This is a genomic window from Caulobacter sp. DWP3-1-3b2, assembly GCF_049896325.1.
Classification (GTDB): Bacteria; Pseudomonadota; Alphaproteobacteria; order Caulobacterales; family Caulobacteraceae; genus Caulobacter.
Window position 1 is genome coordinate 1 of the sequence record NZ_JAFCUB010000010.1, and the last position, 25,981, is coordinate 25,981.

The 25,981-nt window shown below is 66.4% G+C and carries 23 protein-coding genes and 3 pseudogenes; 16 read left to right on the top strand and 10 right to left on the bottom strand.

The features are described 5' to 3' along the window. Window positions 1–254 (bottom strand): annotated as a pseudogene (locus tag ACP7AG_RS09155) (DNA polymerase IV); the annotation flags it as partial. Between the two features lie 154 nt (window positions 255–408). Here ACP7AG_RS09155 and ACP7AG_RS09160 point away from each other — a divergent pair. Continuing rightward, window positions 409–1,284: pseudogene (locus ACP7AG_RS09160) on the top strand (glycosyl hydrolase). A gap of 379 nt (window positions 1,285–1,663) precedes the next feature. Here the strand turns inward: ACP7AG_RS09160 and ACP7AG_RS09165 are convergent. Together ACP7AG_RS09165 and ACP7AG_RS09170 are read right to left on the bottom strand one after the other, a co-directional pair. Then, complete coding sequence (locus tag ACP7AG_RS09165) at window positions 1,664–2,467, bottom strand: transglutaminase-like domain-containing protein (protein WP_426030604.1); 804 nt, start codon at window positions 2,465–2,467, stop codon at window positions 1,664–1,666. Window positions 2,468–2,484: 17 nt separating this feature from the next. Further along, window positions 2,485–3,447 carry a transglutaminase family protein gene (locus tag ACP7AG_RS09170; RefSeq protein WP_426012437.1) on the bottom strand — a complete coding sequence of 321 codons (963 nt, stop codon included), beginning with the start codon at window positions 3,445–3,447 and terminating at the stop codon, window positions 2,485–2,487. 35 nt (window positions 3,448–3,482) lie between these two features. On the opposite strand from ACP7AG_RS09170, the gene ACP7AG_RS09175 reads away from it, so the two are divergent. Continuing rightward, window positions 3,483–4,241, top strand: a complete 759-nt coding sequence (locus tag ACP7AG_RS09175) for an N-formylglutamate amidohydrolase (protein WP_426030605.1) — start codon at window positions 3,483–3,485, stop codon at window positions 4,239–4,241. 47 nt (window positions 4,242–4,288) lie between these two features. Here ACP7AG_RS09175 and ACP7AG_RS09180 read toward each other — a convergent pair whose 3' ends face one another. Together ACP7AG_RS09180 and ACP7AG_RS09185 are read right to left on the bottom strand one after the other, a co-directional pair. Continuing rightward, window positions 4,289–4,924: a type II toxin-antitoxin system HicB family antitoxin gene (locus ACP7AG_RS09180; RefSeq protein ID WP_426012433.1), complete on the bottom strand. Its 636-nt coding sequence runs from the start codon at window positions 4,922–4,924 to the stop codon at window positions 4,289–4,291. Window positions 4,925–5,120: 196 nt separating this feature from the next. Then, on the bottom strand, window positions 5,121–5,837 hold the full coding sequence (locus tag ACP7AG_RS09185) for a Crp/Fnr family transcriptional regulator (protein WP_426030606.1): 717 nt from the start codon (window positions 5,835–5,837) through the stop codon (window positions 5,121–5,123). A gap of 256 nt (window positions 5,838–6,093) precedes the next feature. Here ACP7AG_RS09185 and ACP7AG_RS09190 point away from each other — a divergent pair, with 256 nt between their 5' ends. The 13 genes and pseudogenes from ACP7AG_RS09190 to egtB all read left to right on the top strand — a co-directional run bounded on the left by ACP7AG_RS09190 (window position 6,094) and on the right by egtB (window position 20,787). After that, window positions 6,094–7,164: a sensor histidine kinase gene (locus tag ACP7AG_RS09190; protein WP_426030607.1), complete on the top strand. Its 1,071-nt coding sequence runs from the start codon at window positions 6,094–6,096 to the stop codon at window positions 7,162–7,164. Then, complete coding sequence (locus ACP7AG_RS09195; protein WP_426030608.1) at window positions 7,161–7,550, top strand: response regulator; 390 nt, start codon at window positions 7,161–7,163, stop codon at window positions 7,548–7,550. The genes ACP7AG_RS09190 and ACP7AG_RS09195 overlap by 4 nt, the downstream gene beginning before the upstream one ends. A 299-nt stretch (window positions 7,551–7,849) precedes the next feature. Further along, the gene (locus tag ACP7AG_RS09200; RefSeq protein WP_426030609.1) at window positions 7,850–8,257 is read left to right on the top strand and encodes a hypothetical protein; all 408 of its coding nucleotides are present in this window, start codon (window positions 7,850–7,852) and stop codon (window positions 8,255–8,257) included. A gap of 255 nt (window positions 8,258–8,512) precedes the next feature. After that, complete coding sequence (locus ACP7AG_RS09205) at window positions 8,513–9,268, top strand: MlaA family lipoprotein (protein WP_426030610.1); 756 nt, start codon at window positions 8,513–8,515, stop codon at window positions 9,266–9,268. After that, window positions 9,265–9,927, top strand: coding sequence for an MlaC/ttg2D family ABC transporter substrate-binding protein (locus tag ACP7AG_RS09210; RefSeq protein WP_426012422.1), 663 nt, complete (start codon window positions 9,265–9,267; stop codon window positions 9,925–9,927). Before ACP7AG_RS09205 ends, ACP7AG_RS09210 begins: the two co-directional genes overlap by 4 nt. A 52-nt stretch (window positions 9,928–9,979) precedes the next feature. After that, window positions 9,980–10,501 (top strand): outer membrane lipid asymmetry maintenance protein MlaD, encoded by a 522-nt coding sequence (mlaD, locus tag ACP7AG_RS09215; protein ID WP_426030611.1) that lies wholly within the window; start codon window positions 9,980–9,982, stop codon window positions 10,499–10,501. Between the two features lies 1 nt (window position 10,502). Next, window positions 10,503–11,309, top strand: a complete 807-nt coding sequence (locus ACP7AG_RS09220; RefSeq protein ID WP_426012418.1) for an MlaE family ABC transporter permease — start codon at window positions 10,503–10,505, stop codon at window positions 11,307–11,309. After that, complete coding sequence (locus ACP7AG_RS09225; protein ID WP_426012417.1) at window positions 11,306–12,076, top strand: ABC transporter ATP-binding protein; 771 nt, start codon at window positions 11,306–11,308, stop codon at window positions 12,074–12,076. Before ACP7AG_RS09220 ends, ACP7AG_RS09225 begins: the two co-directional genes overlap by 4 nt. A gap of 79 nt (window positions 12,077–12,155) precedes the next feature. Then, window positions 12,156–12,542: a hypothetical protein gene (locus ACP7AG_RS09230; protein WP_426030612.1), complete on the top strand. Its 387-nt coding sequence runs from the start codon at window positions 12,156–12,158 to the stop codon at window positions 12,540–12,542. 102 nt (window positions 12,543–12,644) lie between these two features. Further along, window positions 12,645–13,055, top strand: a pseudogene (locus ACP7AG_RS09235) (glutathione binding-like protein); the annotation flags it as partial. A gap of 144 nt (window positions 13,056–13,199) precedes the next feature. Beyond that, window positions 13,200–17,552: a PAS domain S-box protein gene (locus ACP7AG_RS09240; protein ID WP_426030613.1), complete on the top strand. Its 4,353-nt coding sequence runs from the start codon at window positions 13,200–13,202 to the stop codon at window positions 17,550–17,552. Between the two features lie 2 nt (window positions 17,553–17,554). After that, a complete protein-coding gene (locus tag ACP7AG_RS09245; RefSeq protein ID WP_426030614.1) occupies window positions 17,555–17,992 on the top strand; it encodes a response regulator transcription factor in 438 nt (145 codons plus the stop codon). 623 nt (window positions 17,993–18,615) lie between these two features. Continuing rightward, on the top strand, window positions 18,616–20,787 hold the full coding sequence (gene egtB, locus ACP7AG_RS09250) for an ergothioneine biosynthesis protein EgtB (RefSeq protein WP_426030615.1): 2,172 nt from the start codon (window positions 18,616–18,618) through the stop codon (window positions 20,785–20,787). A 64-nt stretch (window positions 20,788–20,851) separates the two neighbouring features. On the opposite strand, the gene ACP7AG_RS09255 is transcribed toward egtB, so the two are convergent. After that, entirely contained in the window at window positions 20,852–21,061 is a 210-nt protein-coding gene (locus ACP7AG_RS09255; protein WP_007675496.1) for a KGG domain-containing protein, read from the bottom strand. 293 nt (window positions 21,062–21,354) lie between these two features. On the opposite strand from ACP7AG_RS09255, the gene ACP7AG_RS09260 reads away from it, so the two are divergent. Then, window positions 21,355–22,029: a DUF1345 domain-containing protein gene (locus ACP7AG_RS09260; RefSeq protein ID WP_426012408.1), complete on the top strand. Its 675-nt coding sequence runs from the start codon at window positions 21,355–21,357 to the stop codon at window positions 22,027–22,029. Here the strand turns inward: ACP7AG_RS09260 and ACP7AG_RS09265 are convergent. From ACP7AG_RS09265 to ACP7AG_RS09280, 4 genes are all read right to left on the bottom strand, one after another. Continuing rightward, the gene (locus tag ACP7AG_RS09265) at window positions 22,004–22,765 is read right to left on the bottom strand and encodes a hypothetical protein (RefSeq protein WP_426030616.1); all 762 of its coding nucleotides are present in this window, start codon (window positions 22,763–22,765) and stop codon (window positions 22,004–22,006) included. The two genes, ACP7AG_RS09260 and ACP7AG_RS09265, sit on opposite strands and share 26 nt — an antisense overlap. Before the next feature lie 79 nt (window positions 22,766–22,844). Beyond that, window positions 22,845–24,359, bottom strand: coding sequence for an ATP-binding protein (locus tag ACP7AG_RS09270; protein WP_426030617.1), 1,515 nt, complete (start codon window positions 24,357–24,359; stop codon window positions 22,845–22,847). Beyond that, a complete protein-coding gene (locus tag ACP7AG_RS09275; protein ID WP_426030618.1) occupies window positions 24,356–25,150 on the bottom strand; it encodes a response regulator in 795 nt (264 codons plus the stop codon). Before ACP7AG_RS09275 ends, ACP7AG_RS09270 begins: the two co-directional genes overlap by 4 nt. A 104-nt stretch (window positions 25,151–25,254) precedes the next feature. Next, window positions 25,255–25,968 carry an MBL fold metallo-hydrolase gene (locus tag ACP7AG_RS09280; RefSeq protein ID WP_426030619.1) on the bottom strand — a complete coding sequence of 238 codons (714 nt, stop codon included), beginning with the start codon at window positions 25,966–25,968 and terminating at the stop codon, window positions 25,255–25,257. Between the last annotated feature and the right edge of the window lie 13 nt (window positions 25,969–25,981).

Genomic DNA, 25,981 nt, shown 5'->3' on the forward strand with positions numbered 1-25,981 from the left:
ACGGCCTTGTAGACCTCGAACCTGGGCGGCACGAACACCAGCTGCGGACATTGGCGCAGCGCCGTGGTCGAGGGCATGGCCGAACGCACCCCAAATTGGCGCGCCTCGTAGCTAGCGGCTGCTACCACCCCGCGCCGCGCGCCGTGGCAGACGGCTAGGGGCTTGCCATTCAGGCTGGGATCATCGCGCTGTTCCACCGACGCATAGCAGGCGTCCATGTCGATATGGATGATCTTGCGCGGGGGCGCGGTCATGGCGACTCCAGTCTAGCAAGAGGAGAACGAAACGGGAACTAATCGTCGCTTGAGCCTAGCCTCACCCCCGGCCAGCGGCCGTCGGATTGACCGGGAGGGATGGGCGAGCTCTGCTCCGCTCGGTGAGGTAGGCATAGATAGGGCAGGTCGGTTGATGGAGGTTCCGCTTCGGACGACGCTGACCTCGGCCCTCGCACTGGCCGCCGGGCGTACGACATCTTGGGCCGATCCGCCGCCGCGCCGTCTGAGCAATCCCCAGGCCTCGAACGAGGCTCGCGCCCTCTACAGCTCTCTCTGGAGCCTCTACGGCCGCAAGACCCTGACCGGCCAGCAGGAAGGCGTGGGCCACGCCACCCCGCTCGAGCTCGACGACATCGCCAAGGTGACCGGTCGCCAGCCCGCGATCCTCGGTCTGGACTACATCGATCCCCGCGACAACACGGCGGTCAATGACCGCGTCACGGCCTGGCGTGGCTCGGGCGGCATCGTCACCCTGTGCTGACACTGGGGCGCTCCCGATATCGGCGCGGGCTACGAGAATTCCAAGAAGGACTTCGACCTCGTCGCCGCGCTCAAGCCCGGCACGCCGCAGAACATCGCCTTGCATCGTGATCTGAAGCAGATCGGCTACCTGCTGGCCGTCCTACGCGATCGGCGCGTGCCGGTGCTCTGGCGACCGCTCCACGAATTTTCGGGCGACTGGTTCTGGTGGGGCAAGCACGGCCCCGACGCGTTCAAGGCGCTCTGGGCGCTGATGTACGACGAGTTCACCTATCGTCGTGGGCTGGGCAACCTGATCTGGGTGTTGGGTTGGTCGGGCCAGAATGTCGATCCGGCCTGGTATCCGGGGCGTGAACGCGTCGATGTCGCCGGAGCCGACATCTATGCCGAGGATCACGGCAACCTCGCCCCGATGTTCGGCAAGGTCAAAGACATCGTCGGCGGCAGCGTGCCGATCTGCTTGCACGAGAACGGCCATATTCCGGATCCAGCCCTGATTGGCCCGAAGCCGATTGGTTTTGGTTCATGACCTGGCATACGCGATGGCTGACGGATCCAACCCAGAATGACGCTGCACGCCTGAAGGCTACTACGGCTCGCGGTGATATCTGACCAAGGACGAGTTGCCCAAGCCGTTCGGGGGGCCGGGGGTGAGCTTTTGAAGGATTCCCGCCGCCGCCGCAGAATCCCGCGTAGAAGAAGCGACCGCACATCCCGGAACGCATTCACGCCCCAACAAGCTGGCGACAAAACCGTATATAGAACCGTGTATAGCGAAAACTGCGTCTTTATAACACATTGAAATAGCGGAAGAAAAAATTGGATAGGGCGGACTCCGTCTCCGCCAACCCCCCATTGACGATCGCGTTTGCTGATGGACCGAGCCTGTTCACGTCTTGGCTACGTCCTCAAAGCTCGTCGGTCTTGACCACGAAGCCTTGGAGCAGCGCCGGTCCAAATGCGGTCGTGATCGCCGCGTCGGTTGCGTCGCGGCCGCGGGCCATCAGGATGCGGCCGATGCGAGGGGTGTTGTGGCGCGCATCAAAGGTGCGCCAGCCGCCATCGAGATAGGCCTCGAACCAGGCGCTGAAATCCATGGGCGCATCGACGGGCGCAATTCCGATGTCGCCAAGGTAGCCGGTGCAGTAGCGGGCGGGAATGTTCATGCAGCGACAGAGCGTGATGGCGAGGTTGGCATAGTCGCGACAGACACCGCGCTGCTCCTCATTGGCCTGCCAGGCGGATTTCGTCGCCCTGGCATGGGCATAGCCAAACGCGATGCGGTCATGGGTGTAATCGACGATCGCCTGGACCAGCGCCCAGCCGGGGGGAATGTTTCCAAACAACGACCAGGCCAGGTCGCTGAGGGTGTCGGTCTCGCAATATCGACTGCCCAGCAGGAACACGATCACGTCGTCGGGCAGGTCCTCGATTCGGGAGGCTGGGGCGTTGAGCAGGACCGGGTCGGGCGCCCCGCTGTCGTGGGCGATGAAATCAGCTGCGATCACCGAACAGCCTTGCGGCAGCACGACCCGACTGCAGAGATTTCCAAATGCGTCGACATAGCTGGAGAGTCGGACGTCCCGGTCGATACGGATGGTGTCGGGCGCTTCCAGGTGGCCTTGACGGTCGGGATGGACGTTGAGCATCAACAACATCGGCGTGGGCGCCGGGCAGTCATAGGTGATCTGAAAGCCCGCCTTGATGCGCATCGCGTTGTCCTGAGGGTCTAGCTGGCCAGGGCAACGTCCGTGCTTGACTGGGGTTGCTGAGCGAATGGTGAAGTCGAGGCCATGGCGCGATCATGCTCGCTCAGCACCTCGACCTCGACTTCCATGCCCAGGCAATCACCAGCTTCACCAGACCATCCCCCAGAGAGGGGCAGGGCTTGGCGGGGATCGCGAGCGATCGCCACGCGGATCAGATCGGCGTTGCCGACGATGCCGTTGGTCGGGTCGAACTCCACCCAGCCACAGGCCGGCAGGTAGACCCGCACCCAGGCGTGGGTGTGCCCGCCGCCCAGCTTGGCGGGCAGGCCGGCCGGTCGCGGTGGGCAGTAGAGGTAGCCGCTGACGAACTGGGCGGCCAGGCCGAGGGAACGGACCGCTTCCATCATCAGCACCGCGAAATCGCGGCAGGTTCCAGTGCGCAGCGCCAAGGTCTCGGCGGGGCATTGCGCGTGGCCCTGGAGCCGCGGGGCATAGCGAAACTCGCTGTAGATCGCCTGGGTCATATCGGCCAGAAGGGTCTGCAGAGCGGTGCGGCCGTCGTGGCGCAGGAAACTGCGCGCCCAACGCTCCAATGCGCCTTCGGAATCGGGGTGCTGGCGCTCCATCGATCGCAGCAGGTCGGGCATGTCTTCGGGGCTATAGGCGAAGGGCATCGTGCCGCCATAGGCCTCGATCTCGCCGTCGACCCCGGCGAAGGCGGGCAGGGGTCGGTGATCGAGAGTCACGCGGCTTTCGAACGACAGTTCGCTGGCCCGCTCGGCGAAGCGGGCGATGGTGACGCAGTTGCCGAACACGTCATGGACGTAGCGGACTTGGCTGGGCTCGGGACCGATCACCAGCTCCGTGCTGATCACGCGCTGGTCATAGCTCTCCAGCGGTCGAAACATCATGCGGTGTTCGCCAAACGCCACCGGCTTGCGATAGCGATAACGAGTCAGGTGACGGATCGAGAGGATCGACATTGCAGCAAGGTGAGGGAGACTCGGGCGATGCGTCGATGAGGCTGCTGGTCGCGGGCGACATTGATCCGGTCGCTGTCGATAATCCGGGCGGTTCTTCGGATATTTTGCTGCTGGGCGATCATGCCGGGCGACTCATTCCAGGCCGGCTAGGCGATCTGGGTCTGGACCCCGCCGAACTGGAGCGCCACATCGCCTGGGACATCGGCGTCGCGGGCCTCGGCGCGCGCCTGGCTGGCCGACTAGACGCCGTGTTCCTTCGCCAGACCTATTCCCGGCTGGTGATCGACTGCAACCGCTGGCGCGGCGCGGCGGGGTCGATCCCGGCGGTCAGCGACGGCGCGGCGGTGATGGGCAATGCCGCGCTTGACGCCGCGGCGCGCCGTGCTCGCGAGGCCGAGATCTTCGCGCCCTATCATGCGGCGATCGCCGCCGAGCTCGATCGCCGGGCGGAGCGGCCGACCCTCATCGTCTCCCTCCACAGTTTCACCCCCACCCTCGATGGCAGTGCGCGGCCCTGGCGCTTTGGTGTCCTGCACCGGCGTGACTCCGCGTTTTCGGCCGCAGTGCTCCAGGCCCTTACCGCCGCATCCGGAGACGATGTGGGTGACAATCAGCCCTACGCCATGGACGACACGGATTTCACGATCCCCCACCACGCCGACGCGCGCGGACTGGACTATCTCGAGCTGGAGGTTCGGCAAGATCTGATCGCGGACGCCGAAGGGCAGGCGCGCGTCGCCGATCTCCTCGCGCCCGTCCTTGCGGCCGGCCAACATGAGGGGCGAGCGCGCTAACCTCGCGCCTTCCTTTCAGCGCCGCTCCGTGGCCTGTGACGCCGAATTCAGCTGGCTGCCGGCGCGGGAGTTTCTCCGCCCCCAGCGGCCTTGGCGTCATCGAGCTTGCGGGCCATGGCCGCCGAGACGTTATCGGCCGCCTTGCGAACGCCCTCATAGAGCCGCTCGTCGAGCTCGTTCATGCGACGGGTAAACGCCGAATCCGGACCGATGCTGTCATTGATCCGGCGGCCCAGGACGCTCAGCTCGTCTTGCAGGCGCCGACTAACCGCGTCGAAGTCCCCCTGCGCCTGCGACCCCTCGCCGAGGCTGACGCGCACGGCCTTGGCGATATAGCCCGAACGCGTCATGCCGCCGGCCGAAGCCGCCGCGTCCAGGCGCTGCACCAGCCGTTCACCCAGCGAGATGTTCACGCGGATAGGGGGATCATCGACCGTGACATCGACAGGGATGGGCATCGCGCCGACCTGAGGCGTGATCTGTTCGATCGGCGTCGCGGACGGCCAGGCGTCGCCGTCCGTCTCGAACGCTTCGAGGCGTTCGATGAGCGCCTGCCGGGCGTTGATCAGCAGTTCGGCCAAGCCGCCACCGCTGACGGCGCAGTCGGGAAGGTCGTGGAAGTGCGCCTTATAGCCGTCCGCCTGACCGCCGGAAACGAGCGCGACATAGATAACCGTGGACATGACCCAATCCCTTCACGAAAGCCTGATTGAACAAATTGTGTAGTTTTGCGCAATTTCAAGGGGAGGGAGGGAACATTGAGGCGCGCTAGTCTTGCGTCGCCGCCAAAGTGATGGCCTGCGAGCCTCGTCCCCAACTTTGGCGGAGCACGGCCCCCGCGTTCCTTCGCCGGGGCCACCCGTTGCGACGCCGCGCAGGCTAGAGCGCGCGGAACTCACTGATCTCCGCAAGGGCCGCGCGGTCTTGCAGGATTGCCAAGCCACCGTGCACCTCCACCAGGCCGTCGCGCCGCAATTGTTGAAGGGTCCGATTGACGTGAACGAGGCTGAGGCCCAGAGCGTCCGCCAGAATTTCCTGCTTCACGGGCAGGCGAAAGCTGTCGCCATAGGTCTCGCCAACCTCCGCCAGGCGTGCATGAAGCTCCAGAAGGAGGTGCGCGCAGCGCTCGTAGGCGGTTTGCCTGCCCAGGCGCACTACCTGATTGATCAGCCGTGTCTGCTGCTGATCCGACGCGATGGCCAGAGCGCGGCTCAGACCGGGTGATCCCGTGATCTGGCCGATCAATGATGGCCGGACCCGCTGAACGTTCACGGCCGTCACGGCGGTGATTTTCGTGCTTTCGCGGGATTGGGTAAGCAGATCAAACCCCACGGCATCACCAGGAAGCAGGAACGCCACCACCTGACGGCGCCCGTCGTTGAGTTCGCGCGAAAGGCACGCCCATCCAGACAGCAAGAAAAATGGCGGGGCGCCCGGCCGTGATGGATGCAAGACCTCGCCCGTCTGATAGCCGACGGGCGCATGCAGCAGCGTGTCCAGAAGCGCGATTTCGCTGTCCTGCACGCCGAACGCCTGTAGTCGGCGCGTGAAGCTGCGCTCGGTTGACGTCAACGTGGAATGAGAGTTAGCGCTCACCACGGCTCAGTCCTCTAGCGAGCTTCACAGCAACGCCGGATGCAGTATTTTTCCGAACCCTGGTTTGCGCATACTCGCTCCAACACTTGGCGAGCCCCGTCCCGAACATACCCTGTGCCGATGCGAGAGCTAGGTCGAGTCGGAATGGGCGGTGGCGTTGCTTTTTTCCTTGGACCGGAATGCTATGATGTTCTGAACACAGCGAGGGACGATGGCGACGCTTGCGGGAGCGATGAACGGCCCAGGCGCGGATCGCTTGTCAGCGTTGCCCTGGGAGCAGACGCCGCTGGGCCCGCGCGCGGACTGGCCGGTTAGCCTCTGCGCGGCCATCGACCTCATGTTGGGCGCCGGCGCGCCGGGCGCCCTGTTCATCGGTCCACAGCTGGTGCAGATGCACAACCTCGCTTTCGACGCCCTCTATCGCGATGGTTCGGCGGCCACCCGCGCCTTGGGCCGATCCCTCAAGCGGGATGATCCGGACAGCAGCCTGGCCAAGGCGGCGGGCGAGGTGTTCGCTGGGCGCAGCATCCTGCTGGCCAGCCAAGGCTGGACGATCGGCGCATCGCCGGGGACGCCAGCGTTCAATCTGTCCTGCGCCCCGATCCGCGACGAGAGCGGGCAGGTGGGCGCGATGCTGGTGCTGGCCTTTCCAGTGACCAGTCCAGCCAGGCTCGACGCGGGCGCGTCCATCAGCGAACTGCAGCATCGCGTGCGCAATCTCTTGGCCGTGGTCAGGTCGCTGGTCGCGCGAAGCGCGGAGAGCAGCGACACGGTGGAGGATCTGGCCGCCCACCTGGACGGCCGCATCGCCGCCGTGGCGCGCGTCCATGGCGTGCTGTTGCGCAATCCCCATGCGGGTGTCGATCTCGAAGGCATGATCCGCGACGAGCTGTTGACCCAGAGCGCCGATCAGGACCGGCTGAACCTTGGCGGACCCGAGATCGTCTTGCCGCCCAAGGCGGCTGACCTGATGACGCTGGCGATCCACGAGCTGGCGACCAACGCCACGAAATTCGGCGCCCTGTCCCAAGCCTCGGGAAAACTCGACATCACCTGGAAGCTGGATCAGGCTGGAGCGCGAGGGCAACAACTCGAACTGGTGTGGATGGAGTCGGGCGTCGCGATCGCCAGCCAGGCTCCGCGTCGGCAGGGTTTCGGAACTAATCTGCTGAAACGTCGACTACCCTACGAACTCTCGGGCGAAGCCGACATAGAGTTTCGCCCTGGCGGCGTGGTTTGTCGGATCGCCTTCCCGCTCGCGCCCGTCGCCGCGATGGGGTCCTCAAGTGTGTGGGGCGTGACGACGACGGCGGGGGACGACGCATGACGACTTCAAAGAGCCTTGCTGGCATGGACGTGCTGCTGGTCGAGGACGACTACTATCTCGCCGATGACACCCGCCGGGTCTTGGCGGCGGCGGGCGCCAATGTCGCCGGCCCCTATGCGCGCGTGGCCGAAAGTCTCTCACGCGTGGCGCAAGGCCGGGTTGATTGCGGCGTCCTGGACATCAATCTGGGTGAGGGGCCTTCGTTTATCATGGCCCGCGCGCTGAAGCAGCGCGACGTGCCCTTCGTGTTCGCCACCGGCTATGGGCGAGAGGTCCTGCCCGACGATTTCAACGAGGTGGAGCTGCTTGAAAAGCCGGTGGATCCCCGGCTGCTGATCGACGCTGTCGCCAGAGCCTGCCGCAAGCATGAGATCTCGGAAGTCTGAGCCTCGGAAGTCTGAGCCTCGGCGCGGCGAGCCTCAGCGGCCAAGGGGCGGGCGTCAGGATCATCCGCGCTCCGCCAAGAGCAGCGACTTCAACTGTCAAACATCCACGGGCTTGATCAAGATCGTGACGTCCTCGTACCTCGTCGGAATGGAATCCTGCTCGTATCCGGTGGCGAAAACATACGGAGCGCCGAAGTTTGTGAGCATGCCAGTGGATAGACCATCTCCCCGCGCAGGTTGATATCCAGCACCGCGCCATCCACCGGCGTGGTCTCGATCAACGCGATGGCCTGCGCCGGTTGACCGATGGGGCCGACCACCTCGGCGCCGAGGTCGGTCAGCGCGTCGGCCAGGATGTCGGCCAGCAGATACTCGTCCTCGACTACGCGCTGGGCTCGCACGTCGCGGCGCTGGGGCTAAGCTTCGCGCGGGACGGCGGCTTTGACGGGGCCTTCGCCCACGGCGCGTTCGTGGGTGAGCATGGCAGTTGGAACCGGCAGGACCTCTCTGGCTACAAGGTCGTCTGGGTCCCGTTCTCGGGTGGCAAGCCGGCGGGCAAGCCGGTCGACTTCGTCACGGGCTTTCTCGATCAGAACGGCCATGCGCGCGGCCGCCCTGTGGGTGTCGCCTTCGATCCGAAGAAGCGGATCCTGCTGATCGCCGACGATCTCTCCAACACGGTCTGGCGAGTCGCTCCGGGGCAGTGAAGGACGGCAAGCGGCGGAGATGCATCCAGACGGGGGCGGGCGCGTATTCCAGTGAGCGGAATGACGTGCAGGAGGCCGCGCCGCACTTGCTTAGCTTGTCGCGGCGCCTACATGCCCGGTGCCGGTCTCCGGCAGGAGACTGAAATGATCGGCGCTTTGGCGAGAAACTCGAACCTGTTTTCGCTCTCGCGGGTCGCAGGCTTGCTCGTGGCGAGCGGCTTGGCGTTTTCAGCGTCCCCGGTTGGAGCGCAAGCCTTGCCCGAAGGCGCCGCCTCGACGGTCGTCGAAAGCGTGGCGCAAGTCCCCGCCAACGAGCAGCTTGGTTATGATCCGCTCGAGCGCGTCAACCGCGCCAGCTATGGCTTCAGCATGGGGGTGGACCGAGCCTTTATCGGCCCGATCGCTCGCGGGTACATGAAGGTGACGCCGACCCCGGTGCAACATCGCGTCAGCGCGGTGGTCTATAATCTGGGCGAGCCCAGCACCGCCTTGAACGACATCCTGCAAGGTCACCCCAAGCGCATGGGCGTCACCAGCTCGCGTTTCCTGATCAATTCGACGATCGGCCTGCTGGGCCTGTTCGATGTGGCCGCTAAGCTGGGCCTGCCGCCGCACGACGCTGATTTTGGCCAGACCTTCGGCCGCTATGGGGTCAAGGCCGGCCCCTATCTCTATGTGCCGATCATGGGGCCGCTGCATTTCCGCGAGGGCGTGGGCCGGGTATTCGACTTCGCGACCGATCCGGTGGCCATGGTCGGCGGCGGCTGGAAGACCACTTTCGGCGCGACCCGCCTGGTCGCCCAAACCGTCGATACGCGCAGCAGCGCCGACAACGCCTTCCGGGCGCTGGACGACTCGCTCGACCCCTACGTAGCCGCGCGATCCGCCTATGGACAGCATCGCGAGGCCCTGGTGCGCGACGCCACGGGCGAGGTTCAGGTTTTGCCGGACTTCGATGACGGGCCGCCCGCCAATGCGCCGGCCACGCTGAGCCCGACAGGAAAACCATGACCGATCTGGAAGCGACCTCCATGAAATCCCACCCCACGCGCCGCATGGCCGTTGCCGCCCTCGCCGGCCTCGGCGTGCTGTGGCAGGCCACGCCCGGCCTGGCGCAAGCGAGCCGCAGCCCGCAAGCTGAGCAGTTTGTGCAGGTCAAGGCCCAGCGCGTCATTGGCGTGCTAGCCGACAAGGGCCAGAACGTCGCGCAGAAGAAGGCGACCTTCCACGCGGCGATCGACGATCTGGCCGACGTGCCGAAGATCACCAATTTCGTGTTGGGCAAGTATGCCCGGACGATCACGCCGGACCAGCGCCAGCGCTTCTCCGCCGCGTTCCGCGTCTATGCCGAGGGCGTCTATCAGAACCGGATCGACGACTATCACGGCGAGACACTGAAAGTGACGGGCTCGACCGTTCGCAAGCCGGGCGACGTGATCGTCAACACCGTGATTTCCGGCGGCCAGGTGGGTCAGCCCGTGCCGGTGGCCTGGCGGGTGATGGGCGGCGGAGCGTCGTGGAAAGTGGTCGATGTGCAGTTTAAGGGGGTCTGGCTGGCCATCACCCAGCAGCAGGACTTCGTTTCGACGATCGATAACGCCGGCGGCAATGTCGACGTGCTGATCTCACAGCTGCAGCGCGACGCCCGGCGTCCCGCCGCGCGCAAATAGACCAAGACCGGGCGGGCCGTTCGGGCGGCCGCCCCGCTGGCTTCGAAAGGATATGGGCTTGCGCGAACAATGGGCCGAGACCCTGATGGGTCTCCTCGTCCTCGTCCTCGCGGCGGGGTTTCTGGTCTACTCGCTGAGCGTGGGCGACGTGGGAACCAAGCCGGGCGGCTATGAGGTGACGGCCAGGTTTGGCCAGGTCGGTTCGTTGGCGCCGGGCTCCGCCGTCAGCGTGGCGGGGGTCAAGGTCGGCACTGTTTCGGAAATCAGACTTGATCCGAAGAGTTTCCTGGCCGTCGCCAAGCTGAGCCTGGACAACGACGTCAAGCTGCCGGCCGATTCCACCGCCAAGGTGACCAGCGACAGCCTGCTGGGCGGCGTTCACGTATCGATCGCGCCAGGCGGAGCGATGGAGAACATCAAGCCGGGCGGCGAGATCGAGAACACCCAAGGCGCCGTGGATCTGTTCGGGCTGATTGGCTCGGTGATGCGACCGCAGGGCGCCGCTACCGAGGCTGCGCCGACCGCGACGCCCGCCGTTCCAGCCGCCGCGACCGTGCCGGCGGAAAGCTACTGAGATGACCGCCGGTGTCGCGGCGCTCCCCGCCGTCTTCAAACCCTTCCGCGTCATCGGACACTCGACACTGGCCGCTCTGCGCATGGTGGGCTCGGTCGGGGTGTTCGCGCTGCGCGGCCTGATCTCGGTATTCACCCTGCCGTGGTTTCCCCAGCAGTTCTTGCGCCAGTTGGTCGCCATCGGCTTCTTCTCGCTACCGGTGGTGGGACTGACGGCGATCTTCACCGGGGCCGCCCTGGGCCTGAACATCTATACCGGCGGCGGGCGGTTCAACGCCGAGCAGGTGATGCCGCAGATCGTCGCCTTGGGGATCACGCGCGAGCTCGGACCCGTGCTGGCGGCCCTGATGCTGGCCGGCCGGGTCTCGGCGGCCATCGCGGCCGAGATCGGGGCCATGCGGGCCACCGAGCAGATTGACGCCATGCGCACGCTCTCGACCGATCCGTTTCGTTACCTGGTCGCGCCGCGCCTGCTGGCCGCGACCCTGGTGCTGCCGCTGCTGACCCTCGTCGCCGACATCATCGGCGTGGCCGGCGGCTGGCTGGTGGCGGTGCGGATACTGGACTTCAACTCGACGGTCTACATCCGCAACACCGCCAATTTCCTGCAGCTGTGGGACGTCGGGTCGGGCCTGATCAAGGCGGCCGTGTTTGGCTTCATCGTGGCGCTGATGGGCTGCTATCACGGCTATAGCGCCAAGGGCGGGGCGCGCGGGGTCGGCCGGGCGACCACCCATGCGGTGGTGTCGTCAGCCATCCTGATCTTCGCCTCCGACTATTTCCTCACAACCCTGTTCACCCGCGCATGACTGATATCGCCAAACTTGAGTGGCGGAGTGTCCGCAAACGGTTCGACGGCGGCGCGCCGGTGCTGGACGGACTGGATCTCAGTGTCGCCGCCGGCCGTTCGCTGGTGATCATCGGCGGCTCGGGCCAGGGCAAGTCCGTGACCATCAAGGTGGCCATGGGCCTGATGCAGGCCGACGCCGGCCAGGTGCTCGTCGATGGCCAGAACATCAACGCCCTGGGTGGCAAGGCGCGGCGCGAATTGTTCTCGCGCATCGGCGTGCTGTTCCAGGGCGCGGCCCTGTTCGACAGCCTCAGCGTCTGGGAGAACGTCGCCTTTCGCCTGATCAACGCCGACGGCGTGTCCCGCAAGGACGCCAAGGAACGGGCCATCGAGGCGCTGGGCCGTGTTCGGCTGGGCGCCGGCGTCGCCGACTCCTATCCCTCGTCGCTGTCTGGCGGCATGCAGAAGCGGGTCGGCCTGGCGCGGGCCGTGGTGACCAATCCCGAGATCCTCTTTTTCGACGAGCCGACGACAGGCTTGGACCCCATCACCTCAGCGGCGATCAACGAGCTCATCGTCGATCAGGTTCGGGGCCTGGGCTGCACGGCGGTGTCGATCACCCACGACCTGGCTTCGGCCCGGACGATCGGCGACCAGATCGCCATGCTGCACGACGGAAAGATTGTCTGGACCGGCTCGCCCGCCGAGCTGGACCTTACCGACAATCCCTATGTGCGCCAGTTCGTGGACGGGCGCTCCCTCGGCCCCATGACGAGCGCGGTCTAGGCGACAGCGCGCCTTTCGTTGGTGGTCGCGCTCGTGGCGGTCTTCGTCGGCTGACACGGTCACGCTGGATATCGGCGAGATGTCGTTCGCCAGCCTCCGCGACCAGACCGACCGCACCTTCGCCCGGTTGGCCCAGGACAAGAGGCTGGACCTCTTCGTCAGTATCGCCCCGGCCCTGCCGCGCTCAATGTACACCGACGACAAGCGCCTGCAGCAGGTGAAGAACCTGCTGTCCAACGCCCCCAAATTCACCCAGGTAGGTTCGGTGAGCCTCCCCATCGCCCGCGCCGACGACGGCTGGGCGCTGGGCAATAACCACCTGAACAAGGGGGGCCAGGTGCTGGCCTTCTCGGTCGAGGACATCGGCATCTGGCCAGCACGGCGGGGTCGTCCTCGACTACCAGCACCCGCTTGCTGCCGCGAGTCAGCTCGTCCGAGCACTGCTTGTCTTCCGGGATACCTCTAGAGCATTTCCCGACCTGACTGCGTCAGGCCGCGAGCTCTAATCTTCTGTTTTGACGCATTTTTCTTCACGCGAACCGGAACCACTTCGCTCGAAAAATGCTCTAGCCGAGAAACCGGCAAGTTCCTGCCGGCGGATCCGGCCGCGCGCTACGAGACCCTGGGATGGGTATTCTTCCAGATGGCGGCGATCGGTTCGATGTTTGGCCAGCTGGGTTTTTTCCACCGCTTTGCCGGTCGCGAATACGAAGACAAGCGCCCTCGCGATCGCTACGCCGCCGAGTCCAGGCGCTTGCTGGGCGTGTTGGAAACCCGGCTGGCGGGCCGCGACTGGATCATGGGCGACGACTACGCCATCGCCGACATCGCCACTTTGGGCTGGGTGCGTAACCTGATCGGCTTCTATGACGCGGGCGACCTGGTCGACTAGGCCAGCCTTGAGAACGTACCGGCCTGGCTGGCGCGGAGCCTGGCCCGCCCGGCCGTGCAACGCGGCCTGGAGCTGCCGAAACGCCCCCAGGGTCGCGTCCCATGCGTCCACCACCCTCCGGGGGTGGCCCCGCCCCGCCGACGCGCATGAACGTGACAGGTAATCTTAACGCGTTTCGTTGACTATACGGCGCGAGGCCGGGCGAGCGGGCCGGCGCTGTCGGAGGGGCAGATGGATCACCACGAAGCGCGACGCCTGCGGGACCTCCAGGACTATGGCGTTCTGGACACCTCGCCAGACATCGCCTTCGACCGTCTGACCCGCCTGGCGGCCGACCTGTTCGACGTCCCCATCGCCCTGGTTTCCCTGACCGATGCGGATCGGCAGTGGTACAAATCCCGCGTGGGCTTGGACATCTGCTCCTCGCCGCGCGAAGAGGCGTTCTGCGCCCACGCCATCACCTTGGAGCCGAACGCGGTGATGGTGGTCGAGGACGCGAGCCTTGATCCCCGTTTCGCGAGCTACCCTTCGGTGGTGGGCGACATGGGTGTGCGCTTCTATATCGGCGCCGTCCTGACCTCGCCGCAGGGCTTTAATCTCGGCACCCTCTGCATCGTCGACATGAAGCCTCGGCCGCGCCCCACCGAGCGGGAACTGGACCGGCTACGCGCCTTGGCCGGCATCGCGGTCGACGAGCTGGAACGGGTTCGTGTCACGCGCCTGAGCTGGGAGCAATCCCGCCTGCTGCGCCTGGCCGAGACTATGTCCGCCGTCGCTCACTGGCGTTATGACGTGGTGTCCGGCGACCTGTTCTGGTCTCCGTTGGTCTATGAGACCCTCGGGTTCGATCCGACGACCCATGCGCCGCCCTTCGCCTTCGGCTTGCAGGCCTTCCATCCCGATGACCGGCCCCTGGTCGAGGGTCAACTGGCCGCCGCGATCGCGTCGAAGGGGCAGGGCAGCTTCCAGGCGCGCGTCATCCGTCCGGACGGCGAGACACGGATCGTGCAGTCCAGGGCCGGCTGCGAATTCGACGAATGGGGCGAAGTGGTCGCATTGATCGGCCTGCTCCAGGACGTTACCGAGCAGGTCATGAGCCTCGATAGCCTGACCGCCAGCGAGGCCCGCTACCGGTTGCTGGCCGAGAACACTTCCGACATCATCGTGCGCACCGACCTCGACGGGGTGCTGCTCTACGTGTCGCCCGCCGTTAGGGCCATGGGCCGCGATCCCGAGGAGATGATCGGCACCACCGGCGACACCCTCGTCCACCCCGATGACTTGCAGCGCTTTCGGGCCAGTGCGGCGGTCCTGGGGGCCGGCGTGGTCGACACCGCCGGCAATCGCCAGCACCGCTTCCTGACCGGAGATGGCCGCTGGATCTGGCTGGAAGGCAACCCCCAGGTCATCCGCGACGCCGCGGGGCGGCCCTTGGAGATCGTCAACGTCTTCCGAGACGTGACGGAACGCCGCACGCTGCAGGAGCAGGCCGACCGGATGGCGCGCCTCACGGCCCTGGCCGAGGAGGTTGGCGGCATCGGTCATTGGCGCATCGAGGTCGGCTCGGGCGAGGTGACCGGGTCGCCGCATGTCGCCACCCTCTATGGGCTCGACCCTGACGCCGCGCCCCGCGTCGAGCACTTCGTCGAAGCCGTTCATCCCGACGACCGGGCGGCGCAACGAACCCGAGCCCGGCTGGCCTTCGAGCAGGGCGTCGACTGGAAGTCGGCCGTGACGCGTGTTCTCCTGCCGGATGGCGGCACGCGCTATCTGGAAGGCCATGGCTATTGCGAGCGTGACGCGGCCGGGGCCGTGGTCGCGGTGTTCGGCACGATGATGGACATCACCGATCGCGTCATGGCCGACGCGGTCCGCGCCGAGGGCGAGGCCCGTTATCGCGCGATGTCGGAACGCGTGCTCCTGGCCACCCAGGCGGGGCAGATAGGCATCTGGGAACGGAACCTCCAGACCGACGCCCTGGTCTGGGACGACAGGATGCACGCGCTGTATGGTGTGGAGCCGGGCGGGGATCTGACGTTCGAACGGTTCGCCGCCGCCCTGCATCCTGAGGATCGCCAGGATCAGCTGATCGCCGCCCAGGCGGCCGTCGACAACGACGCGCCCTTCAACACCGAGTTCCGGGTTGTTCGGCCAGACGGCGAGGTGCGGTCGATCCGCGCTCTCGCCACGGTGGTCCGCGACGCTGCGGGCTCTGCGCTACGGATGGTCGGCACCAATTGGGACGTCACCGCGGTGCGCAACCTGGAACTGTCGTTGCGGGCGAGCGAGGACCGGGCGCGCAACATCATCGCCAATGCGCACCAAGCCATCGTCACCGCCGATGAAACCGGTGTGATCACCGGTTGGAACCGGCACGCTGAGTTGACCTTCGGCTGGAGCGGCGACGAGGCGATCGGGGCTGAAATCGCGATGCTGCTGCCGGGCGGTGATGCCGATCTGGACGCTTTCCTCGGGGCGCGGCTGGGCGAGAACATCGACCAGCGCGTCGAGCTGATGGCCCGGCGCAAGGACGGCGCGGACTTCCCTATCGAGCTTGCCGTCAGCGCGGTGCGCGACGCGGCGGGCTGGGAAATGACCGCCCTGATGCACGATATCAGCGAGCGCCGGGCCCAACTTGAGCTGTTCGAGAACGCCTTTGAACACGCGGCGATCGGCAAGGCCTTGGTGGGTCTGGATGGCGGATTCCTCAAGGTCAATCCGACCCTTTGCGCCATGATCGGCTATTCCAAGGAGGAACTGCTGGCCCTGGACTTCCAGGCCATCACCTATCCCGACGACCTGGACGCCGACCTCGACCTCTTTGCGAACCTGCGCGACGGCCTGATCTCCACCTACCGGATGGACAAGCGCTATTTCCGCAAGGACGGATCGATCATCTGGGTGCAACTGGTCGTCTCGCGCGTCGACAATCCCGACGGCTCGCCCCGCCACTACATCTCGCAGATCGAGGACTTCACGGCCCGGCGTCAGGCCGAGGCGGCCCTGAAGGACAGTGAGGCGCGCTACCGGCTGATGGCCGAGAACACCACGGACATGATCCTGACCGCCGACCTGACCGGCGCGATCACGTTCGTGGCCGCCTCGTGCGAGGTCCTGACCGGCTATGCGCCCCCCGAGTTGATGAGCCGCAGCGCCGCCGACCTGGCCCATGCGGACGAACGGCAGCGGGTTCGGCGGGTCTATCGCAACCTGATTACGGGGGGCCCCACCGAACGGGTGCGCTGGCGCGTGCTGCACAAGGCTACTGGCCAATTCGTGTGGCTGGAGTCCAATCCGTCCGTTCTGCGACACCCGGTCACCGAGGCGCCGACCGGCTTCCTCGACGTGATCCGCGACGTGACACAGCAGGTGGTGCAAGAGGAGGCCCTGGCCGCCGCGCGCGCCGAGGCCGAGGTCGCCGCCGCAGTGAAGGGCGAGTTCCTGGCCAATATGAGCCACGAGATCCGTACGCCGCTAACCGCGGTGATCGGCTTCTCGGGCCTGCTGACCCAGCGCCCCGAACTGGACGCGCTGTCTCGCCGTTTCGTCCAGCGGGTCTCAAGCGCCGGCCAGGCCCTGCTGGCGATCGTCAATGACATCCTCGATTTTTCCAAGCTGGAGGCGGGCCAGGTCGATATATCGCCGCAGCCGGTCTCGCCTCTGTCGGTGGCCTGTGACGCCCTGGCCCTGTTCACGCCCCAAGCCGACGAGAAGGGGTTGTGGTTGGAGTGCGAGGCCGAGGGCGAGTTGCCTGACCTTGTGATGATCGACCCCGATCGCGTGCGGCAGGTGCTGCTGAACCTGATCGGCAATGCGGTGAAGTTCACCGAGCGCGGCTCGGTTCGCCTGGTCGTCGCCTACGAGGCGGCAGCCGAGCGCTTGTGCGTGCGGGTCGAGGATACCGGAGCGGGGATGAGCGTCGACCAATTGGAGAAGCTCTTTCAGCGCTTCTCGCAGGTGGACGCCTCATCGACTCGCAAACACGGCGGAACGGGTCTTGGCCTGGCGATCTCCAAGGGCCTGACCGAGGCCATGGGCGGCGGTATCGCCGCCATCAGCGTCCCGGGCGCGGGCTCGGTGTTCTCGTTCCACGTCGCCGCGCCGATCGGTGCGGCCCAGGCCGAGGCGACGCAGGACGCCGTCCAGTTCAGAAGCCTGGACGGCGTCCGGGTGCTGGTGGTCGATGACAATCTGGTCAACCGAGAGCTGGCCCGCACCGTGCTGGAGAGCGTGGGCGCCGAGGTTGGTGAAGCGGCAAGCGGCCAGGCGGCGGTCGAGGCTGCGGAGTTGCAGCCGTTCGATTGCATCCTGATGGATCTGCGCATGCCGGGTCTGTCGGGCCCCGACGCCCTGCGGAAAATTCGCGCGGGGCTCGGACCGAACCAGAACGTGCCCATCCTGGCCTTCACGGCCGACGCTGATCGACAAGGCCAGGACTACCCCGATTTCGACGGATTGGTTTCCAAGCCCATCCTGGCGCTGGAACTCATCCGCGCGGTGAGCGCCTGCACGGACTGGAACGACACGCCTTTTGAAGCCGGCGACCACGGTGCGGACGCAACCCACGGCAAGGCGGGCGTCTGATCTTGCGCCGCACACGGATTCTGGTGGTCGAGGACGATCCGATCATCCTTGACCTGCTCACCACCCGGCTCGACCTGGCTGGCTATGACACCTATTTTGCCCGCGACGGCATGGAAGGTTTCAGTCGGCTTCGGGAACTACGCCCGGCGGCCATGGTGCTGGACATCAACATGCCCAGGCTGGACGGGTTCGGCCTCTTGAAGAAGATGCGCCAAGAAGAGATGCTCGATCACACCCCGACCATGGTGTTGACCGCCCGCAACCAACCCGATGACGTCAAGCAGGCGATCGCCCTGGGCGCGCGGGACTTCTTGGCCAAGCCGTTTCGCGACGATCAATTGCTCTCCCGGATCGGTCGCCTGCTGCGCAGGGCGCCGACCCGGCCACCCAAGCCACCGGAACCGGCGCTTGAGGACGATCCCGACACGATCCTGCTGTAGCGCTGTCGATCGGTTCGGGACACACAGCGTCCCACGTCATTTCCAGCTAGAGCATTTTTCGAGCGAAGTGGTTGCGGTTCGCGTGAAGAAAAATGCGTCAAAACAAAAAATTAGAGCTCACGGCCTGACGCAGTCAGGTCGGGAAATGCTCTAGGCCCGCGCCCCCGTCGTCAGGGACGGGTGGGAAACGACGGGATTCGGATCCGGCTAAAGCCTCAACAGGGCTGCCCACCGGACGCGGACGGATAGCGATGGCGCGGAGCGATCGGCTTCGTCAAAACGGTACCAAACTCACAACTCCGAACGATTTCCGGCGCTCCGCGACCCTTTCCATCTCTTCAGCGGCCGCCCGGGTGAAGTCCTCCCCCCGTGGGGGAGGCATCGGCGAAGCCGACGGAGGGGGGAGTGATCGGATGACGACCCGACTTGCGATCGACCATCCGAAACTCCCCCACCGGTCGCTGCGGGACCACCTCTCCCAAAGGGGGGAGGACTATTCGGCAACCCCCGTTCACTTTTTATTCTGCTCCGCCTTGAACCAGAGTGGGGGAACACTCAAGTTGCTTATTCGTTGAGCTCATCGGGTGGTCGCGGCCCCTGACCAAGGGCCGCCAGGAGAGCGCATGAGTCCCGACGACACATCTGGCAGGGAGGCCTCCCAGGCCCCCGCCATCGCCCTGGTCGATCGCTACCTAGCCGTGCGACGACGCACCGAGGCCCTGGCTCAGCCCTTGTCGCCCGAGGACCAGGGCGCTCAGTCGATGCCGGACGCCAGCCCGGTCAAATGGCACCGCGCCCACACAGGCTGGTTCTTCGAGACCTTCCTGCTGACGCCGTTTCTGCCTGGCTATCAGGTCTTCGATCCGGCCTTCGGCTACCTGTTCAATTCCTACTACGAGGCCGTAGGGCCCCGCCAGCCGCGCCCTCTCCGCGGCCTGATCACCCGGCCATCGGCGGGCGAGGTTGGCGCCTATCGAGCCCATGTCGACGCGGCCATGGTCCGCCTGCTGGCCACTTCACCCACGGCGGAGGTGATGAGCCGACTGGATCTGGGCCTGGCCCACGAGGAGCAGCATCAGGAGCTGATCCTGATGGACCTGCTGCATCTTTTCGCTCAGTCGCCGCTGCAGCCTGCCTATCGCCCGCAACCCCTTCCGCAACGCCCAGCCGCCGACGAGGCGCGCTACGTCGCCTTCGACGGAGGATTGGTCGAGATCGGCGACGCCGGCCCGGGTTTTGCCTTCGACAACGAACGGCCCCGCCACCGGGTCTTTCTTGAATCCTACCGCCTGGCCGACCGCCTGGTGACCAATGGCGAATGGCTGGCCTTCATGGCCGATGGCGGCTATCGCCGGGCCGAGTTGTGGCTCTCGGACGGCTGGGCGGCGGTGGCCGACGAGGGCTGGGACGCGCCGCTCTATTGGCGACGGGAGGAGGGCGCGACCTGGTCGGTCATGACCCTGGCCGGTCGCCAGCCCGTCGACCTTGAGGCGCCGGTCGGCCATGTCAGCTACTACGAGGCCGCCGCCTTTGCCCTGTGGACGGGACGCCGCCTGCCGACCGAAGCCGAGTGGGAGGCCGCCGTTGGCTCGAACGAGGGGCAGGCGCTGCGCCAGACCGTCGGCGAGGCTTGGCAATGGACCGCCAGCCCCTATGTCGCCTATCCCGGGTTCAAGCCGGGCGGCGGCGCGCTGGGCGAATACAACGGCAAGTTCATGATCAATCAGATGGCCCTGCGAGGCGGCGCCGCCGGAACCGCGCCTGGCCACACCCGGCTATCGTATCGCAACTTTTTCCACCCAGCCAAGCGCTGGGCGTTCACGGGGGTCCGCTTGGCCGACGACATGAGCCCGCTGGATCGCGAGACCGCGACGCCGGCCTCGACCTTCCTGGAAGACGCCGTGACGGGGCTGACCGACCATCCCAAGACCCTGCCGGCCAAATATTTCTACGACGCCGAAGGCTCGCGCCTGTTCGAGGCGATCTGCGACCTGCCGGAATATTACCCGACCCGTACAGAGACGGCGCTGCTGCGCCGGATCGCGCCGGAGATCGCCGCCCGGGTCATGGAAGGCGCGGTCCTGGTCGAATTTGGCAGCGGGGCTAGCACCAAGACCCGGATTCTACTCGACGCCATGCCGCAAGTGGCTGTCTACGCACCGATCGACATCAGCGAGACGGCGGTTGAGGAGGCCAGCAAGGCGATCCGACGTGACTATCCCGGCCTGATCGTCGCGCCACTGGTCGATGACTTCACCCGCGCCTTCCGCCTTCCCGCCGCCGCGCGCGGACGGCCGGTAACGGGGTTTTTCCCGGGATCTACGATCGGCAATTTCGCGCCGGCCGACGCCGAGATTTTTCTGCGTGGGGCGCACACCCTACTGGGCGAAGGCGCGATGTTCGTTGTCGGGGTCGATATCGCCAAGAGCGCGGACGTCCTGGTGCCGGCCTACGACGACGCTCAGGGGGTCACCGCGGCGTTCAACAAGAACGTCCTGGCTCGGATCAACAGCGAACTAGGCGGTGATTTCGACCTAACCGCCTTCGATCACCGCGCGGTCTGGAACCCCGACGAAAGCCGCATGGAGATGCATCTGGTCAGCCAAGTAGACCAGGTCGCGCATTTGGCTGGACGGGAGGTCGCTTTCACGGCCGGGGAGACGATCCACACCGAGAACTCTTACAAATATGCGGCCAATGCCTTCGTGGAATTGGCCCACCGCGCGGGCTGGAAGGTCGCGGCGCGCTGGATCAGCGACAGCCCGAGTTTCGGGGTCTTTGCTCTAGCCGGCTAAGGCGAGCGGTATACGAGACGGAGGCGGGGGCGGCCGCGACCCGGAGGCCGCGGCGCGCCTGGTTTCAGGCGTCGCGGCCGGAAAGACGCCCGCCGCCGCGCGACGAGGAGCCGCCCTTGCGGCCTGCGTTGGCCGCCAGGTCGCGATCCTTCGCGAAGCTGCGCTTTTCGCTGGGAACACTGGCCCCGCCTTTGCGCGCGATCTCGCGTCGACGCTCGGGGTCCATGGCGGCGAAGCCTCTACGGCCGCGTGGCCGTTCGCTGTCGAGGTCCATAGGTTGCTCCTAATCGGGACTGGTCACGGGGGGAAACGGGGCAGGTTGGGCGTCATAGGGCCGGTCGTCGCCCGGCTGAACGGGGGGATCGCTCATCGGCACTTCGTCGGGCATTGAGCCCGGGTCGTACTCGGGTTGCGACGGCTCGAGCGGCGGTGGTGCGTCGGGGTCGGTCACTGGCGTCCTTCCATATGTTCCAGTGAAGTAACCGGTGAAGTCACGATCGGTTCACCCGACGGGTGACACAAAATTGCAGAGTTTCGCGTTAACTATTGGACGGGCAAAGTGAACCCATGACGAAGTCACGGAAGACCACGCCGGAAAGCGCAGCAATATCGCGCCATTGGCGACTGATGGCGGCCTTCGGGGCCGGCGTTTTGGGCTGGCTCGCGGCCCGTCATCTGAACGCACCCGTCAGCAGCCACATGCTGATCGGGTGGGATGTCTGCGCACTGACTTTTGTCGTGACGACGTGGCATCTGTTTCTGACCGCCGACGAAGCCGAGGTCCGCCGCCGCGCCGCGGTCGAGGACGAGAAGCCGACGCTGATCCTGTTGATCGTACTGGCCGCCATCCTGTCCAGCTTGGTGGCGGTGGTGGCCGCGATGCTGAACGCCCGTACGGCCAGCGCGAGCACCCAAGGCGTCACCGCGGCCTGCGCCGGAATCACCCTGGTGCTGTCATGGGTGATCCTGCACTCGGTGTTCACGCTGCACTACGCCCATCGCCATTTCGGCGACGGGACGGACAAGCCGGGGTTCCTGTTTCCAGGCGAGCCGGCCAGCACCTATCTCGACTTCGTCTATCTAGCCTTCAGCATCGGCGCGACCTTCCAGGTCTCGGACAACAACGTTCTGACCCGGAAACTGCGAAACCTTGTCACCGCCCAGGCGGTCTGCGCCTATTTCTACAACACCGCTGTCCTGACCCTGGGGATCAACATCATCGCCGGGTTGGTGGCGTCCTAGGCGGGTCCTCGCCGCGACCCTGCGCCGGAGTGCGGGGCAGTTCAGCCAGTCGCAGCCGGCCATCACCGTCGCTGTCGAGCAGGGTAAAGCGAGACCGGGCGGCGCGGATCGCCTCGTCGCGGCTGATACGGCGATCGAAGTCGCTATCGGCGCCCATCACCGGCTGCGGCTCGTTGAGCAGACCGTATGGCGCTGCGCCCTGCAGCATCCCGCCGACGGGGCCTCCGCGACGGCCGCCGAGACCACCGCCACCGGACCTATCCTGGCCGCCACCTCGGCCACCGCGAGGCGGTCCGTCGGCGTCTTGCCGGCCAGGACCTTGAAGGCCGGCCCCCTGGAACGCCCTGACGATCTCCGGCGCGATCTCGGCTTCGTAGTGAGAGACCTCGAACCCGTCGATGACGCCGCTGTGGTCAGTGTCGACCAGACCGAAGAAGCGCGCGGCGTCAGCCACGAACTCGGCGCGGGTCACCATGCCGTCATGATCGGTGTCCGCGCCGGCGAACCAGGCCGCAACGGGGTAGGGCGCGCCGGCCTCGGCCCGGAGGGGCTCGCCGGCCGGGCTGACGAACACCTGCCGACGCGCGAGCCGGGGGCCGTCATTGTCGTCCGACGGTCGAGCGCGCGGCGCCTTTCCCCAGTCACCGCGCGGGCCGTCCTGCGGCGGGCCCGAAGCGCAGGCCGCCAGGCATGGGGCGGCGAACATCAGAATGCAGGTCGCGCGAAGGCGGGTCATGGTTTCCATTCTTCCGATGAACCGCGCCCGCATGTCTGGCGTATGGCGCAGCTTTTGCGTCACCGTAACAAACCTGACTTTAGAACGGTAGTTCGACCCGGGCGCGCAAACCGCCGGTGGGGCGGTTATGCAAGGTGACGTCGCCGCCATGGGCTCGGGCCACCGAACGAACGACGGCTAAACCCAGCCCGATGCCGCCGGTTTCGCGGTTGCGTGAAGGCTCGCTGCGGAAGAACGGCTCGAACACCCTATCCAGCTCCGTCGGCGCGATGCCGGGACCGTCGTCGTCGATCTCGATCACCGCCAGACGATCCTTGACGTGCACACGGCCTTGCACCGAGCCTCCGTACTTGAGGCCATTGTCGACAAGGTTGGTCAGCAGCCGACGCAGGGCCACGGGGTCGCCGTCGATGATGATCTTCTCGCCACGCTCGACCACCGCCTGGCCGCCGGTCTCGGCGGCCTCGTCTATGACGCTCTCGAGCAGCGAGGCCAGTTCCAGCTTGGTGCGCTCGGCCGGGCGGGTCGTGTCGCGGACGAAGGCCATGGTGGCGGCGATCATCGCCTCCATCTGGTCGATGTCCGAGGCGAGCTTTGCGCGGATGTCGTCGGGCGTCGCCTCGATCCGAAACCGAAGGCGGGTCAGCGGCGTGCGCAGGTCATGGGCCACCGCGCCGATCATCGCCGTGCGATCCTCGACATAGCGGCGCAAACGCTCCTGCATCATGTTGAAGGCGTTGGAAGCGGCGATCACCTCGGCCGAACCCGACAGCGTCAGCGGCGCGGCGCGGGGATCCCGCCCCAGGCGCTCGGCGGCTCCGGCGAAGGCGCTGATCGGACCCGACAGGCGCCGGGCGAACAGCCAGGCCAGCGGCGATACGCAAAGCACCGAAAGGGCCAGGATCAGCAGGATGCGCTGCTGCCAGCTGTCGAAGCGGAACGCCGGCTTGGGCTCGACGATCGTCCATCGGCCATCGTCCTGCTGAATGGCCAGCTTGAAGTCGCCGAAGATGAAAGGTTCTTCGCGGGCCAAGTCCAGGCGCGGCGGCCGGTGCGCGGGACCGTCTGGGCCATCTCCCGAACGGCCGCCTGGACCGCCGAAATTGTCAGGCGGGCCACCCGGGCCACCGGGCCCACCCGGTCCCCTTGGGCCCTCCCGACCGCCCGCCTCGCCGTCTCGTGGCGGCAGGCGTTGGAGCTGGTTGCGTTTCTGATTGCGGACGAAGAACCGAGGTCCGGTGTCGACGTCAATCTCGATCCTCGCCGGATCGGTCCCGATCTCGCGGGCGAGCGCGGTCTTGAATTCGGAGCGGCGACGGTTATCGACCAAGCCACGGATGGGCTTGGAGCGCGGGCGAACGACCAGGGCGCGGCCGTCCCGCGACTGCACGGTCTGGCCGGTCTTCAAGGCCCGAGTGATCTCGCTCAGCCGATAGAATTCGGGCGGCGGCGGTGGCAGGGTGAAGACCACCGCGATGGCGATCAATTGCGCCGCGACCAGGGTGACAATCACCAGACCCAAGGCCTGGACGAACAGCGGCGCGCTGCTGGGTCCCCTTGGCCTAGGCCCCGGAGCCCGGACGCTCTCGATCATGGCGTGCGGGTGACCTTGGACGTGAACATGTAGCCTTCGCTGCGGATGGTGCGGATCAGCTCGCCGCCGCCGCCATCGTCCAGCTTGCGGCGCAGGCGGCTGATCTGGACGTCGATGGCCCGGTCATAGGCGTCGCTTTCGCGGCCACGGGCCAGGTCAAGCAGCTGATCGCGGGTCAGCACCCGTTGCGGACGTTCGACGAAGGCGCGCAACAGCGAGAACTCGCCGCTCGACAGATTGACGACCACCGATTGGGGCGAACGCAGCTCGCGGCGCACCAGGTCCAGCCGCCAGCCGGCGAACTCGCAGGCCGCGCCCATGCCGTCATCGACGGCGCGCGGCTCCTGGCGTCGGCGCAGCACAGCGCGGACCCGGGCCAGCAGCTCGCGAGGATTGCAGGGCTTGGGCAGATAATCGTCGGCGCCGAGCTCCAGGCCGACGATGCGGTCAGTCTCCTCGCCCATGGCCGAGAGCATGATGATGGCCGGCCCATCAGTAGCCGACAGTCGGCGGCAGATGGCCAGGCCGTCCTCGCCAGGCAGCATGACGTCGAGCACGATCAGATCGACGGGACCGCGGGCCAGGGCCTGCTCCATCGTTCGGGAGTCCGAGGCGGTGTCGATGGCGTAGCCGTGGCGACCCAGGAACTCGGCCACGACGTCGCGGATGCCGGGATCGTCATCGACGATGAGGATGCGGGCGCCTCGGGCCGCGTCGGGCCCGGTCTGGGATACGACGTGGGCGGAGGTTGGCGGGGCCGACGACGTCGCGGGATCTTGCGAACTTTCCATGACTTGCTTTTTCCACGCCCCCGTCTCCAGCAGATTTCACGGCTGAAACAGGGGCGCAACCCGTCCGTGCGAGCGGGGTCGCAATGTTGCCCGCGAACCAGATGCTAACCCGGCGAGTTGTTGACCGGGGCGGCGTAGTCCCGGCCCTCGATATTCATCGACTCGATCGCCAAGTCGCTGACGAAGGGGTTGCTGCGCCGCTCGGCCCCGAAGGTCGACATCGGGCCGTGGCCCGGCACGAACTGCACGTCGGCGCCCAGCGGCCACAGCTTGCCAGTGATGGCGTCCAGCAGGTCTTGGTGGTTGCCGCGCGGGAAGTCGGTGCGGCCGATCGAGCCCTTGAACAGCACGTCCCCCACCTGGGCGAAGCGCGCCTCGCGATGGAAGAAGATCACGTGGCCCGGCGTGTGACCGGGGCAGTGCAAGACCTCGAACTCGGTCTCGCCCAGGGTGACCACGTCACCGTCATCCAGCCAGCGGTCGGTGACGAAATTGCGGGCTTCCGGCACGCCGTAGCGCTCGCCGGTCTCCTGGATCTGGTCGATCCAGAATTGATCGTCCCTGTGCGGCCCCTCGATCGGGACGCCGGTCAGGCGCTTGAGCTCGGCCGCTCCGCCGGCATGGTCCATGTGGCCGTGGGTGATCCAGATCTTTTCCAGGGTCAGGCCGTTGTCGGCCAGGGCTTTCATCAGGCGCGGCACCTCACCGCCCGGATCGATCACCGCCGCCTTCATCGTCTTGGCGCACCAGACGATCGTGCAGTTCTGCTGCAGCGGCGTGACCGGCGCGATAACGGCGCGGATCGGCATTTCGGCCATGGGGCGACTCCAA

Bases quoted from the DNA above. Each gene is read 5' to 3' on its own strand.
- ACP7AG_RS09165 (WP_426030604.1), bottom strand. From the start codon at position 2,467: ATGCGCATCAAGGCGGGCTTTCAGATCACCTATGACTGCCCGGCGCCC.
- ACP7AG_RS09170 (WP_426012437.1), bottom strand. From the start codon at position 3,447: ATGTCGATCCTCTCGATCCGTCACCTGACTCGTTATCGCTATCGCAAG.
- ACP7AG_RS09175 (WP_426030605.1), top strand. From the start codon at position 3,483: ATGAGGCTGCTGGTCGCGGGCGACATTGATCCGGTCGCTGTCGATAAT.
- ACP7AG_RS09180 (WP_426012433.1), bottom strand. From the start codon at position 4,924: ATGTCCACGGTTATCTATGTCGCGCTCGTTTCCGGCGGTCAGGCGGAC.
- ACP7AG_RS09195 (WP_426030608.1), top strand. From the start codon at position 7,161: ATGACGACTTCAAAGAGCCTTGCTGGCATGGACGTGCTGCTGGTCGAG.
- ACP7AG_RS09210 (WP_426012422.1), top strand. From the start codon at position 9,265: ATGACCGATCTGGAAGCGACCTCCATGAAATCCCACCCCACGCGCCGC.
- mlaD (WP_426030611.1), top strand. From the start codon at position 9,980: ATGGGCTTGCGCGAACAATGGGCCGAGACCCTGATGGGTCTCCTCGTC.
- ACP7AG_RS09220 (WP_426012418.1), top strand. From the start codon at position 10,503: ATGACCGCCGGTGTCGCGGCGCTCCCCGCCGTCTTCAAACCCTTCCGC.
- ACP7AG_RS09225 (WP_426012417.1), top strand. From the start codon at position 11,306: ATGACTGATATCGCCAAACTTGAGTGGCGGAGTGTCCGCAAACGGTTC.
- ACP7AG_RS09230 (WP_426030612.1), top strand. From the start codon at position 12,156: ATGTCGTTCGCCAGCCTCCGCGACCAGACCGACCGCACCTTCGCCCGG.
- ACP7AG_RS09240 (WP_426030613.1), top strand. From the start codon at position 13,200: ATGGATCACCACGAAGCGCGACGCCTGCGGGACCTCCAGGACTATGGC.
- egtB (WP_426030615.1), top strand. From the start codon at position 18,616: ATGAGTCCCGACGACACATCTGGCAGGGAGGCCTCCCAGGCCCCCGCC.
- ACP7AG_RS09255 (WP_007675496.1), bottom strand. From the start codon at position 21,061: ATGGACCTCGACAGCGAACGGCCACGCGGCCGTAGAGGCTTCGCCGCC.
- ACP7AG_RS09260 (WP_426012408.1), top strand. From the start codon at position 21,355: ATGACGAAGTCACGGAAGACCACGCCGGAAAGCGCAGCAATATCGCGC.
- ACP7AG_RS09265 (WP_426030616.1), bottom strand. From the start codon at position 22,765: ATGACCCGCCTTCGCGCGACCTGCATTCTGATGTTCGCCGCCCCATGC.
- ACP7AG_RS09270 (WP_426030617.1), bottom strand. From the start codon at position 24,359: ATGATCGAGAGCGTCCGGGCTCCGGGGCCTAGGCCAAGGGGACCCAGC.
- ACP7AG_RS09275 (WP_426030618.1), bottom strand. From the start codon at position 25,150: ATGGAAAGTTCGCAAGATCCCGCGACGTCGTCGGCCCCGCCAACCTCC.
- ACP7AG_RS09280 (WP_426030619.1), bottom strand. From the start codon at position 25,968: ATGGCCGAAATGCCGATCCGCGCCGTTATCGCGCCGGTCACGCCGCTG.